At 70.8% G+C, this 12,372-nt stretch carries 12 protein-coding genes; all 12 read right to left on the bottom strand.

The window, feature by feature from the left end; all coding sequences use genetic code 11:
• Positions 1–2: 2 nt before the first annotated feature.
• The 12 genes from Microterr_RS05310 to Microterr_RS05255 all read right to left on the bottom strand — a co-directional run bounded on the left by Microterr_RS05310 (position 3) and on the right by Microterr_RS05255 (position 12,353).
• The gene (locus Microterr_RS05310; RefSeq protein ID WP_263795735.1) at positions 3–611 is read right to left on the bottom strand and encodes a DivIVA domain-containing protein; all 609 of its coding nucleotides are present in this window, start codon (positions 609–611) and stop codon (positions 3–5) included.
• Positions 612–732: 121 nt separating this feature from the next.
• Positions 733–1,029: a YggT family protein gene (locus tag Microterr_RS05305; protein ID WP_263795736.1), complete on the bottom strand. Its 297-nt coding sequence runs from the start codon at positions 1,027–1,029 to the stop codon at positions 733–735.
• Positions 1,030–1,032: 3 nt separating this feature from the next.
• Positions 1,033–1,488 carry a cell division protein SepF gene (locus tag Microterr_RS05300; protein ID WP_263795737.1) on the bottom strand — a complete coding sequence of 152 codons (456 nt, stop codon included), beginning with the start codon at positions 1,486–1,488 and terminating at the stop codon, positions 1,033–1,035.
• A gap of 34 nt (positions 1,489–1,522) precedes the next feature.
• Positions 1,523–2,218 carry a YggS family pyridoxal phosphate-dependent enzyme gene (locus Microterr_RS05295; RefSeq protein WP_263795738.1) on the bottom strand — a complete coding sequence of 232 codons (696 nt, stop codon included), beginning with the start codon at positions 2,216–2,218 and terminating at the stop codon, positions 1,523–1,525.
• A gap of 3 nt (positions 2,219–2,221) precedes the next feature.
• Positions 2,222–3,367: a cell division protein FtsZ gene (gene ftsZ / locus Microterr_RS05290; RefSeq protein ID WP_263795739.1), complete on the bottom strand. Its 1,146-nt coding sequence runs from the start codon at positions 3,365–3,367 to the stop codon at positions 2,222–2,224.
• A 181-nt stretch (positions 3,368–3,548) separates the two neighbouring features.
• The gene (locus Microterr_RS05285; RefSeq protein WP_263795740.1) at positions 3,549–4,520 is read right to left on the bottom strand and encodes an FtsQ-type POTRA domain-containing protein; all 972 of its coding nucleotides are present in this window, start codon (positions 4,518–4,520) and stop codon (positions 3,549–3,551) included.
• Between the two features lies 1 nt (position 4,521).
• Complete coding sequence (gene murC, locus Microterr_RS05280) at positions 4,522–5,916, bottom strand: UDP-N-acetylmuramate--L-alanine ligase (protein ID WP_263795741.1); 1,395 nt, start codon at positions 5,914–5,916, stop codon at positions 4,522–4,524.
• 56 nt (positions 5,917–5,972) lie between these two features.
• Positions 5,973–7,046: a UDP-N-acetylglucosamine--N-acetylmuramyl-(pentapeptide) pyrophosphoryl-undecaprenol N-acetylglucosamine transferase gene (locus tag Microterr_RS05275; protein ID WP_263795742.1), complete on the bottom strand. Its 1,074-nt coding sequence runs from the start codon at positions 7,044–7,046 to the stop codon at positions 5,973–5,975.
• A 46-nt stretch (positions 7,047–7,092) separates the two neighbouring features.
• The gene (ftsW, locus tag Microterr_RS05270) at positions 7,093–8,343 is read right to left on the bottom strand and encodes a putative lipid II flippase FtsW (protein ID WP_263795743.1); all 1,251 of its coding nucleotides are present in this window, start codon (positions 8,341–8,343) and stop codon (positions 7,093–7,095) included.
• The gene (gene murD, locus Microterr_RS05265) at positions 8,294–9,841 is read right to left on the bottom strand and encodes a UDP-N-acetylmuramoyl-L-alanine--D-glutamate ligase (protein WP_263795744.1); all 1,548 of its coding nucleotides are present in this window, start codon (positions 9,839–9,841) and stop codon (positions 8,294–8,296) included. Before murD ends, ftsW begins: the two co-directional genes overlap by 50 nt.
• Positions 9,838–10,944 (bottom strand): phospho-N-acetylmuramoyl-pentapeptide-transferase, encoded by a 1,107-nt coding sequence (gene mraY / locus Microterr_RS05260; protein ID WP_263795745.1) that lies wholly within the window; start codon positions 10,942–10,944, stop codon positions 9,838–9,840. Before mraY ends, murD begins: the two co-directional genes overlap by 4 nt.
• Positions 10,941–12,353, bottom strand: a complete 1,413-nt coding sequence (locus Microterr_RS05255) for a UDP-N-acetylmuramoyl-tripeptide--D-alanyl-D-alanine ligase (RefSeq protein WP_263795746.1) — start codon at positions 12,351–12,353, stop codon at positions 10,941–10,943. Before Microterr_RS05255 ends, mraY begins: the two co-directional genes overlap by 4 nt.
• Positions 12,354–12,372 lie beyond the last annotated feature (19 nt).

The following is a 12,372-nucleotide window of genomic DNA, read 5'->3' as shown; positions in this document are numbered from 1 at the left end:
ACCTAGCTGACAGCCGACACGCCGGAGCCGGCGGTCGTGGTCTCGAGGTCGCGGAGCTGACCCTCGATGTAGCTGCGCAGCTGCGTGCGGTAGTCGCGCTCGAAGTCGCGGAGCTCGCTGATGCTGCTCTCCAGCGACGCGCGCTCCTTCTCGAGGCGCGCGAGCTCGTCGCGGCCCTTGGCCTCGGCCTCGGCGACGATCGACGCGGCCTGGGCGTTGGCTTCGGAGATGAGCTGGTCGCGCTTGGCCTGACCCTCGGCGACGTGCTCGTCGTGCAGACGCTGCGCGAGCTCGATGATGCCGGCCGTCGCGGCGGCAGGAGCCGCAGTGGACACGGGTGCGGGCGTCGGTGCCGGCACCTCGGCTACGGGAGCAGGCTGCTCGACGACGGGCTCTGCCACGGGCTGCTCGACCGGAGCGGCAGCGGCCGGGGTCTCGCCGGACTCGAACGCGGCCAGCTTGGCCTTCAGCTCGTCGTTCTCGGCGATGGTCTTGCGCCATTCGACCACGATCTCGTCGAGGAAGTCGTCGACCTCGTCCGGGTCGAAGCCCTCCTTGAAGCGAACGTGCTGGAACTGCTTGGTGACGACGTCATCCGGGGTCAATGCCATGGTGTTTCCTTCTTCGAGCGCCGAAGTCGCTGGTCGATGTCAGGGGCAGACCCCCCAAGTGGCGGGTCGTACCTCGCAAGCATAGCCGTCGCCTGCGGGGGTGTCGAAGGTAGCGACACGCTCAATACAGCGCAGCGGTGATATTCATCAGCACGAAGCAGAGGATCAGCGTGATGGTGAAACCGAGATCGATCGCGATCGAGCCGATGCGCAGCGGAGGGATCAGGCGTCGGAAGAACCGCAGCGGAGGGTCGGTGACCGTGTAGACGACCTCCGCCGCCACGAGCCCGGCTCCGCGCGGACGCCACTCCCTGTTGAAGAACGGGATCCAGTCCAGGATCATGCGCGCGAGCAGCACCAGGATGTAGATCAGCAGGAGGGTGTTGAGGACCGCCGCGACGACCTGTACGACGACCACGGTCTACTGGGCGAAGGGAACCGACTCGGGGTCGGCCTGCGCCACAGCCCCGTCGCCGGACACGGCGACGTGCTCGGGCGAGAGCAGGAAGACCTTGCTCGTGACCCGCTCGATGCGTCCGTAGAGGCCGAGGGAGAGTCCGCTCGCGAAGTCGACCAGGCGCCGTGCGTCCGCGTCGCTCATCTGCGAGAGGTTGATGATGACGGGGATGCCGTCACGGAAGTTCTCGGCGATCACCTGTGCGTCGCGGTACTGCTTGGGGTGCACGGTGAGGATCTCGCTCACGGTCCCGACTGCCGGCTGGCGCACCACCGCGGGGCGGTGCAGGGGCGTGACGGTTCCCGTCTTCTCGGCGACCTGCGTCGACGCCTTGCGGCTCACCGGAGCCGGCTCCTCGTAGACCTCTTCCTCGTCGGCGAGGCCCAGGTACACCATGGTCTTCTTGAGCGGGTTCGACATCGCATCCTCCGTGGTTCGCTCTGCTCTTCCGAGGCTAACCGTGCAGGGGCCTCGGGCCCGTGATTGCCGAGCCGATGCGCAGGTGTGTCGCGCCCGCGGCGATCGCCTCGGCGAAATCCGCGGTCATCCCCGCGGAGATCCAGGTGGCATCCGGCACGGTGGCGCGCACGGTCGCGGCGTGACCGGCGAGCCGCGCGAAGGCGGACGCCGGGTGCTCGCCGAGGGGCGCGACGGCCATCACGCCGCGGACACGCAGCGTGGTCAGCCCGGCGGCGTGCTCGGCCAGCGCCGCAAGGTCTGCGGGGGTGACGCCCCCGCGGGCGGGGTCGTCGGTGAGGTTCACCTGGAGCAGCACGTCGAGCACCGTGTCGTCGGCGGCCGCATCGAGCGCGTCCGCGAGGCGGATGCGGTCGAGCGAGTGCACGACGGACGCACCGGCGCGCACCGCCCGGGCCTTCTTGGTCTGAACCTGCCCGATGAAATGCCAGGTGAGGTCGGCACGAGGGCCGAGCTCCGCGATCTTCGCGGTGAGCTCCTGCTGCCGGTTCTCGCCGACATCGCGCACGCCGAGGGCGGCGAGCTCATCGACGAGGGACGCGGGGTGGAACTTCGTCACCACGATGCGCGTGAGTGCGGCGGGGTCGCGCCCCGCCGCACGCGCGGCCTGCGCGATGCGCTCGTCGACCTCGGAGAGACGGTCGGCGAGCGCGTCGGCAGGATCAGCATCCATCGATTACTTGAGGAAGTCCGGGATGTCGAGGTCGTCGTCGCCGAACGCCGAGTCGTAGCTCGTGTCGGGGACGGAGACCGAGACCTTCTCGGGCTCGCGCTCGTCTGCGGAGAGCTCCTTGGCGGCATCCGCGGCCGGCGTCACCGGGAGCACGGGAGGCGCTGCCACGCGGGCGGCCACTGGTTCGATGCGCAGAGCAGGCTCGCCACCGTCGAAGCCGGCGGCGATGACCGTGACGCGCACCTCGTCGCCGAGGGTGTCGTCGATGACCGTGCCGAAGATGATGTTGGCCTCGGGGTGCGCGGCCTCCTTCACCAGCTGCGCGGCGTCGTTGATCTCGAAGATGCCGAGGTTCGACCCGCCCTGGATCGACAGGAGCACGCCGTGGGCGCCCTCGATCGAGGCTTCCAGCAGCGGCGATTCGACCGCGAGCTCCGCGGCCTTGATCGCGCGGTCGGCGCCGCGCGCCGACCCGATGCCCATGAGCGCCGAGCCCGCACCCTGCATGACCGACTTCACGTCGGCGAAGTCGAGGTTGATCAGACCGGGCGTCGTGATCAGGTCGGTGATGCCCTGTACACCGGCGAGGAGCACCTGGTCTGCGGTGGCGAACGCCTCGATCATCGAGATGCCGCGGTCGCTGATCTCGAGGAGACGGTCGTTCGGCACCACGATGAGGGTGTCGACCTCTTCCTTCAGCTTGCCCACGCCGGTCTCGGCCTGGCTCTGCCGGCGGCGGCCCTCGAACGAGAAGGGCTTGGTGACGACACCGATGGTGAGCGCACCGATCGACTTCGCGATCTTGGCCACGACCGGAGCACCTCCGGTGCCCGTGCCGCCGCCCTCGCCCGCCGTGACGAAGACCATGTCGGCGCCGCGCAGGGCCTCTTCGATCTCCTCAGCGTGGTCTTCGGCCGCGCGTCGCCCGACCTCGGGGTCGGCGCCCGCGCCGAGCCCGCGGGTGAGCTCACGCCCGACGTCGAGCTTGACGTCGGCGTCGCTCATCAGCAGCGCCTGCGCATCGGTGTTGATCGCGATGAACTCGACTCCGCGCAGCCCCAGCTCGATCATCCGGTTCACGGCGTTCACGCCGCCGCCACCGACTCCGACCACCTTGATCACTGCGAGGTAGTTCTGGTTCTGGCTCATGCCCTTGTTCTCCGTCTCGTCCGAACCAAACCTTGAACCTCTACTAGAGGTTTAAAGAATTGCTCGGTATGCAATTCCTGACTCGAAAGTAGAACGCGCACGTCGACCGGGATGCAGCGCGGTGGGCGTGTCGCCGCATCCGCGCCGGAATCGGCCTCAGCCTTCGAGGACGGGTTGAAGGTCAGCGGATGACGACGGCTTCGGGCGACGAGACGTCGTACGCGCTGACCGATTCGGGCGACCGCGCCTTCATCGCCTTGGCGAGGACGACGGCCTTCGTGGCGGAGTCCTCCGCGCTCCCCCACACCACGTCCGTCCGGGTGCCGCCGAGCCTCAGGGTGACGTCGTCGGGCGTCGAGGCCCTGATGCCGGTCACCTGCTTGCGGATCGACGACGGCAGCGAGCGCATGACCTGCCCGACTGCGGCGAACGCCGGCGAGTCGACGCCACCGGTGACCCGGAGCAGCGGACTGCCGGCCTCGGGCTCCTGGGTGGTCGAGAGGGCGACTCCGGCCGCGTCGACGAGCGTGTAGCCGGCGGCGCTCTTGATCACGCCGATCGGTGTGCGCTCCACGATCCGCACCACGAGGTCGTGCGGCGGCCGCGCCTCCAGGGTGTACGTCTCCACAAGCGGGAAGGTGACCAGCGCCGCCTTGACGGCGCTCTCGTCCACCAGCGGCAGCGGGGTGCCCATCTGGCCGGCGAGTGCGGCCTCGACGTCGGCGGCATCGAGCTGCTTCGCTCCGGCGACCGTGATCCGCTCGACCGCGAACAGCGGGCTGTAGGCGGCGCCGAGGGTGATCAGCGCGAGGATCACGAGCGAGCCGGCGACCCCGATCCAGATGAGGCGACGGCGGCGCTGCCGAGCCGTGAACCGCCGCACCTCCGCCCGCAGTGCGCGCCGGCGCGCCCAGGCGGCGCCCCACACGTCGCGGAGGCGCACAGGCGGGGCGGATGCGGCATCCGCCGTCTCGTCCTGATCTGCGTCGATCGCGGGCTCGCGCTCTTCGATCGGGTCGTCGCCCCGCAGTCCGTCGGCCACCTTCCGTGACGGCGCGAGGAAGCCGGCCGGCTCTGCCGGCTCGTCGGCCGGCTCGTCGAGCGCCGCGGTCGGCCGGGAGACCGGCGGGGGCAGGGGCGAGGGCCGGCGCATGCTACGTCCGCGCCGCCAGCGCCTCGAGGACCTGCGGGATGATCAGGTAGACGTTGCCGCAGCCGAGGGTGATGACGTAGTCGCCCTCTTCGGCGACGGCGGCGGTGTACTCGGCCGCCTGCTGCCAGTCGGGCACGTAGTGCACGTGCGCGGGGTCGGCGAAGGCGCCGCTGACCAGCGCGCCGGTGACGCCGGGCACCGGGTCTTCACGGGCGCCGTACACGTCCAGCACGACGGTGTGGTCGGCGTTGCGCTCGAGCACCTCCGCGAACTCGCGGTACATGTGCTGGGTGCGCGAGTAGGTGTGCGGCTGGTGCAGCGCGATGATGCGTCCCTCGCCGACGACCGTGCGGGCGGCGGACAGCGCCGCCTCGACCTCGGTCGGGTGGTGCGCGTAGTCGTCGAAGACGCTGACGCCGTGTGCGACGCCGTGCAGCTCGAAGCGCCGCACGGTGCCGGTGAAGCCCTCGACGGCGCGCACGGCGCTCTCCAGGTCGTGGCCGAGGGTGAGCAGGACCGCCACGACGCCCGCGGCGTTGACCGCGTTGTGGGCGCCCGGCACCTGCAGTCGCCCCTCGACCGCGCGGCCGTCGTGGGTGAGGGTGAAGGCGACCGGCCCATCGGTGCGCACCTGCGAGAGGCGCACGTCCGCAGCATCCGACTCTCCGAAGGTCATCACGCGGTCGTGCGTGATCCGCTCGGCGACGATCCGCGCGCCGGGGTCGTCGGCCGAGATGACGACCGCTTCGCGGGCCTTGTTCGCGAAGGTCGCGAAGCCGTCGTAGAACGCGTCGGCGCTGCCCCAGTGGTCGAGGTGGTCGGGGTCGACGTTCGTGATGAGCGCGATCGAGGTGTCGTAGAGCAGGAAGGTGCCGTCCGACTCGTCCGCCTCGATGACGAAGAGCTCGTCGGAACCCGTCCCGCTGGAGACGCCGAGCTGGGCGATCACTCCCCCGTTCACGAACGTGGGGTCGACGCCCTGCGCCTGCAGCGCGGTGACGATCATGCCGGTCGACGTCGTCTTGCCGTGCGCACCGGCGACCGAGACGAGCCGGCGTCCGCCGATCAGCCAGTGCAGCGCCTGGGAACGGTGGATCACCGGCAGCCCGCGCTCCTTGGCGAGGACGAACTCGGGGTTCTCCGGCCAGATCGCGCCGGTGTGGATGACCGTGTCGGCGTCGCCGAGATTGGCGGCGTCGTGTCCGACGTGCACGCGCGCACCGAGGTCCGCGAGATCGCGCAGCGCCTGGCTGTCGGCGCGGTCGGATCCCGACACGCGGATGCCCCGCGCGAGGAACATGCGGGCGAGCCCCGACATGCCGGAGCCGCCGATGCCGATGAAGTGCGCGGCCTCGATGTGCTCGGGGATGGGAAGGCTCAGGTCGGGTCTGATCATGACCCGTCAAGTCTAGGTCGGCCCTCCTGCGCGACGGCTCTGCGCCGCGCCCGCGCTCAGCGGCCGAGGGCTCCGTCGATGAGCGCGATCACGTTCTCGGTGCCTGTGCGCGTGCCGACGGATGCTGCTGCCGCCGTCATGGCGGCGCGCCTGGCCTCGTCCGCGAGCAGCGGGACGACGTCGCTGCGCACCCGGTCGCCGGTGAACTCGGCGTCGGGGATGAGGATCGCGGCGCCCGCGTCGACGGCGGACGCGGCGTTCAGGGCCTGCTCGCCGTTGCCGACCGCGTACGGCACGTACACGGCGGGGATGCCGAGCGCACTGATCTCGCTGACGGTCGCCGCGCCCGAGCGGGACACGATGAGGTCGGCCAGGGCGAAGGCGAGGTCCATCCGGTCGACGTAGCGCCGCAGGGCGTAGCCGGGCACCTCGGGATCGGTGAGGTCGGACGCCTCACCGGTGACGTGCAGCAGGTTCCAGCCCTCCTCGAGCACGGCGCTCCACGCCTCGCCGAATGCGACGTTCAGGCGCAGCGCCCCCAGGGATCCGCCGAACACGAGCAGGGTCGGGCGCCCCGCATCCAGTCCGAAGTGCGCCGCCGCCTCCGCGCGCAGGGCCTCGCGGTCGAGCGCGACGATCTCGCGGCGCAGCGGCATGCCGACGACCTCGCCACGGCGCAGCGGCGTGCCATCGAAGGCGACGCCGACGCGGGCCGCGCGGCGCGCCCCGAGCACGTTCGCGAGCCCCGGCTTGGCGTTGGCCTCGTGCACGACGAACGGCACTCCCGCGCGCCGGGCGGCGAGGTAGGCCGGCGCGGCCGCGTAGCCGCCGAACCCGACGACGACATCGACACCGTGCTCGGCAATGTGGCGTCGCACCTGCGCGATGGCGCCCCGGAACCGGGCGGGGAACTTCGCGGCAGCAGAGTTCAGTCGCCGCGGGAACGGGACCTTGTCGACGATCAGCAGCTCATAGCCGCGGTCGGGCACGAGCCGCGCCTCGAGGCCTTCGGCGGTGCCGAGCACGAGCACGCTCGCCTCCGGGTCGCGCGCGCGGAGTCCGTCGGCGACAGCCAGCAGCGGGTTGACGTGTCCGGCGGTCCCGCCGCCGGCGAGCAGGTAGGTCGTCACCCGTCGACCCTACCCGGGCGGCGCCGTGGTCCTGGCAGCGGCAGTGTCAGCGCGCCTGGCGGGGCGCGACCCGCTGCTGCACCGGGTGGATGCCGCCGCGGACCGGCAGCGTCCGGGCGAACGACAGCAGCGCGCCGCAGGCGACGAGCACCGAGAGGAGGGACGTGCCGCCCTGCGACATGAACGGCAGCGGCACGCCCAGCACCGGCAGCACCCGCAGCACGACGCCGATGTTGATGAGGGCCTGGCCGACGATCCAGACGATGATGCCGCCGGAGACGATGCGCACGAACGGGTCGGGCGTCTTCCGGATGACGTGGAACGCCCCCACCGTGAACAGCGTGAACAGGGCGAGCACCACGATGCACCCGATGAGGCCGAGCTCTTCGCCGACGATCGCGAAGATGTAGTCGTTCGACGCGGCGGGCAGCCAGTCGTACTTCTCGCGCGAGTTGCCGAGGCCCAGGCCGAAGATGCCGCCGCCCGCGAGGGCCCAGATGCCGTGCAGCGGCTGGTAGCAGCTGTTCAGGTAGTCCGCGAGGCAGTCCGGGTTCAGGAAGCTCATGATGCGCTTCATGCGGTTCGGGCTCGTGACGGCGAACACGCCGAGGATGCCGACGGCCGCGATCAGCGGCAGCAGGAAGATGCGCAGCTTCACCCCGGAGAAGAACAGCGCGCCGAGCACGATGAGCACGAGGATGATCACGGTGCCGAGGTCGTGGCCGGCGAGCACGGTGCCGATCACGAGCGCGGAGACGGGGACGAGGGGGATGAACACGTGCCGCCAGAGCGCGAGGAGCGTCTGCTTGCGGAACAGCACGTAGCCGATCCAGAGGCAGAGGGCGAGCTTGAGGAACTCGGACGGCTGCGCCTGGAACCCGCCGATGGTGATCCAGTTGCGGTTGCCGTCGTTGGTCACACCGAGGGGCGTGAAGACGAGCAGCTGGAACAGGGTCGCCCCGATCAGGGCGGGCCACGCGATCTTCTTCCAGAACGACACCGGGAACCGGCTGGCCACGAACATCAGCGGGATGCCGATCATGGCGAACACCGCCTGCTTCAGCACGTCCTCGTACGGCGGCTCCCCCGCGGCGGTCGCGGTGGCCGACGTCGCCGACAGCACCATCACCAGCCCGAACCCGGTGAGCATGAGCGCCGTCGAGGCGATCAGCAGGAACTCGCTGGGCACCGGTGCGAAGACGGCGCCGAGCGAGACGCGTGCGGCGAGGCCGCGCCGGGCGGGGGCCTCAGCCTGCGGGTTCGCGGGGCGGAGGGTCGGTGCGTCGGTCGTCGTCACCGGCTGTCCTCCCGATCCGTTCCCTCACCGCGCTCGCGAAGCGCGTGCCGCGGTCGGCGTAGGACGAGAACTGGTCGAAGGATGCTGCGGCGGGGGCGAGCAAGACCACGTCCCCGTCACGCGCGATCCCTGCCGCCAGTTCGACGACCCGTGCCATGACCCCTTCAGTCTCAGGGGCATCGACCTCGAAGACGGGCACCGCCGGCGCGTGTCGTGCGAACGCCGCGACGACCTCGGTCCGGTCGGCGCCGATGACGATCGCCGCTTTGGCCGTGCGCCCGCGTCCCGCGACCAGCTCGGAGATGTCGACGCCCTTGAGCAGCCCGCCGACGACCCACACCGCGCCGGGGTAGGCGGTCAGCGAGGACGAGGCGGCGTGCGGATTCGTGGCCTTCGAGTCGTCGACCCACGTCACGCCCTCGGCCACGGCGACGACCTCGATCCGGTGCGGGTCGAGGCGGAACGTCTCGAGCGCCTCGCGGATGGCCCGAGGCGGCACGTCCAGCGAGCGGGCGAGAGCCGCGGCGGCCAGGATGTTGGCCACCACGTGCGGGGCGGCGAGGCCCCGGGCAGCGAGGTCGGCGACGGTCGTCAGCTCGAGCGCGCTGGTGCGGCGGTCCTCGAGGAAGGCACGGTCGACGAGGATCCCGTCGACGACGCCCAGGTCGCTCGGGCCCGGCACGCCGAGGTCGAACCCGATCGCCCTCGCGCCATCGACCACATCGGCGTCCTCGACCATCTCGCGTGTCGCGACGTCAGCCTTGTTGTAGACGCAGGCGACCCTGGTGAGGTCGTAGACGTGGGCCTTCGCCGCTCGGTAGGCCTCAGCGGAGCCGTGCCATTCGAGGTGGTCGTCGGCGAGGTTGAGGCAGACGGAGGCGTGCGGTGACACCGGCTGCGGCCCGCTCTGCAGGCCGAGGTACCAGAGCTGGTGGCTGGACAGCTCGACGACGAGCACGTCGAACCCCGCGGGGTCGCGCACGGCGTCGAGCACCGGCGTGCCGATGTTGCCGACCGGAGCCGCGCGCAGGCCGCCCGCGACGAGCATGGTGGCGGTGAGCTGCGTGGTGGTGGTCTTCCCGTTCGTGCCGGTGATTAGCATCCACTCCGCAGGCGAGCCGTCGGCGCGGACGACCTTGTCGCGCACGCGCCAGGCCAGCTCGATGTCTCCCCACAGCGCGATGCCCTCCCGCTGCGTCCACTCGATCAGCGGATGCTGGGGCGGGAACCCCGGCGAGGCCACGACGACCTCCGGCGCGAACTCGGCGAGCTCGGCGGGCACCTCGGCGAGCGACCCCACCCACAGGCGCGCGCCGATGACCGGCAGCAGACGCTCGTACTCCTCGTCGGCGCGCTCGGTCACGACGAGCACCTCGGCGCCGAGCTCGGTGAGCGTGTCGGCGACCGAGAAGCCGGTGGTCGACAGCCCGAGCACGGCGACGCGCAGGCCCTTCCAGTCGGCGTGCCAGCTCGTCAGGGCGTCCAGCCGCGCGGTCATGTCCGCGAGAGCCACTCGACGTACGCGAGCCCGACGCCGCTGACGGCGAGGATCGCGGCGATGATCCACATCCGCACGACGATCGTCGCCTCCGGCCACCCGCGCATCTCGAGGTGATGGTGGAACGGACTGTTCAGGAACAGGCGTCTGCCGCGCGTCGCCCGGAAGTACACGCGCTGGAGGATGACGGAACCCGGGCCGATGATGAAGGCGCCGGCGACGAGGATGCTGAGGATCTCCGTGCGCGACAGGATCGACATCGAGGCGATCACCCCGCCGATGGCGAGCGAGCCGACGTCTCCCATGAAGATCTGCGCGCGCGGCGCGTTCCACCACAGGAACCCGATGAGCGCGCCGACGAACGCGGCGGCGACGATCGTGAGGTCGAGCGGATCGCGCGTCTCGTAGCAGGCCGACTGGTAGGCGGCGACCAGCGCCTCCGAGTAGCAGCGCTGCTGGTACTGCCAGAAGGTGACGAGGCTGAGCGCCCCGATCGTGAAGATGCCGATGCCGGTCGCGAGCCCGTCGAGACCGTCGGTGACGTTGGTGCTGTTGGACCAGGCCACCCCGATGAAGGTGATCCAGAGCAGGTAGATGAGGACGCCGGCGGCGCCGATGGCCATGAACGACAGTGCAGGCACGTCGCGGAACACCGAGATGAACGGCGAGGCGGGCGTCTGGTCGTACTGGTTCGGGAACTGCAGGGCGACGATGGCCCATGGCACGGTGACCAGCACCTGACCGAAGATCTTGCGCCAGCCGGTGAGACCGAGGCTGCGCTGGCGGTGCACCTTCATGTAGTCGTCGATGAAGCCGACGATGCCGAATCCGACCATCATCCACAGCACCAGGAGGCCGGAGATGGTGGGAGGGAATCCGCCCGCGTACGTGCCGACGAAGTAGCCCACCACGGTGGCGACGATGAAGATCACGCCGCCCATCGTCGGAGTCCCGCGCTTGGCCTCGTGGGCCGGGACGTTGCCGTCGGCCTCGGTGCGGATGATCTGACCCCAGCCCCACTGGCGGAAGAGCCGCAGGATGACCGGGGTGAGCAGAAGGGTGAACGCCAGGGAGATCGCCGCCGCCGTCAGTAGTGATCTCACGAGACCGATTCTCCCAGACGATCACCCAGGAACCGCAGACCCGCCGCGTTGGACGACTTCACCAGTACCCGGTCGCCGTCGCGCAGTTCGCCCTGCAGGTAGTCGAACGCCTCGTCCGCCGTCGCGAAGAACACGGCCTCGCCGTCCCAGGAGCCCTGCGAGATGGCTTCGAGGAACATGCGGCGGGCGTCGGCGCCGACCACCACGATCCGCTGGATGCCGAGGCGGACGGCGAGCAGCCCGACGCGGTCGTGCTCCTCTTCGGCGAACTCGCCGAGCTCGCTCATGGCACCGAGCACGGCGACGGTGCGTTCGCCCGGCCGTGTGATCTGGGCGAGGGTGCGCAGCGCCGCAGCCATCGAGTCAGGGCTCGCGTTGTACGCGTCGTTGATGATGCGGATGCGGTCGGTGCCCAGCGGCTGCATGCGCCACCGCTCGGCGAGCTCGAGCGTCTCCAGTCGCGCGACCGCGGCGGCAGCGTCGACGCCGAGGGCGGTCGCCGTGGCGATGGCCGCGAGGGCGTTCATGACGTGGTGCGCGCCGAGGACGCGCAGGCGCAGCGCGTGCTCCACGCCGTCGACGGTCACCGTGGTCGACGTGCCCGTCGCCGTGACCTCGATCTCGCCGGCGCGGACGTCGGCGCCCTCGCCCCGCCCGAACCAGCGCACCGAGACTCCGCGCTCGTCCGCGATGGGCGCCATCGCCGCCACCCGCGGATCATCGGCGTTCAGGACGGCGAGCCCCCCAGGGCGCAGGGCGCGGACGAGCTCCGACTTGGCATGGAACGTCGCCTCGATGCCGCCGAAACCGCCCGCGTGGGCGAGGCCGACCATCAGGACGACGCCGAAGTCCGGTTCGACGAGACCGGCGAGCCGTGCGATCTCGCCCGGCGCGCTCGCGCCGAACTCGCTCACCAGATAGCGCGTGCCGTCGCCGACCCTGAGCATCGTGAGCGGCGCGCCGACCTCGTTGTTGAACGAGGCGCGCGGCGACACCGTCTCGCCCTCGTCCTCGAGGATGCGGGCCAGCATGTTCTTGGTCGTCGTCTTGCCGTTGGAGCCCGTGATGCCGACGATCTGCAGCCGGCCGTGCGCGCGCACTCCGGCCACGTTCTCCCTGGCCAGGTCCGCAAGGGCCGTGACGACGTCGGCGACGACGATCTGCGTGATCTGCGCGTCGACCGGATGCTCGACGATGGCCAGGGCCGCACCGGCTTCGGCGACGGTCGGCACGAAGAGGTGCCCGTCGGTGTGCTCGCCGGGTTTGGCGACGAAGACGTCACCGGGGCCGATCAGGCGGGAGTCGGTGTCGACGGCGCCGGACACGGTGGTGGCCAGGGTGTCGCCGCCGGCGAGGAAGGGTTCACCCGAGAGGGCGTGGACGATCTGCGCGATGGTGAGTGTGATCATGGGGTTCTCCGGCCCCGGC

This window comes from Microbacterium terricola (assembly GCF_027943945.1).
In the GTDB taxonomy this organism is placed as follows: Bacteria; Actinomycetota; Actinomycetes; order Actinomycetales; family Microbacteriaceae; genus Microbacterium; species Microbacterium terricola.
Note: the sequence above shows the minus strand (reverse complement) of the source record. Positions and strands in the feature narration are given on the sequence as shown.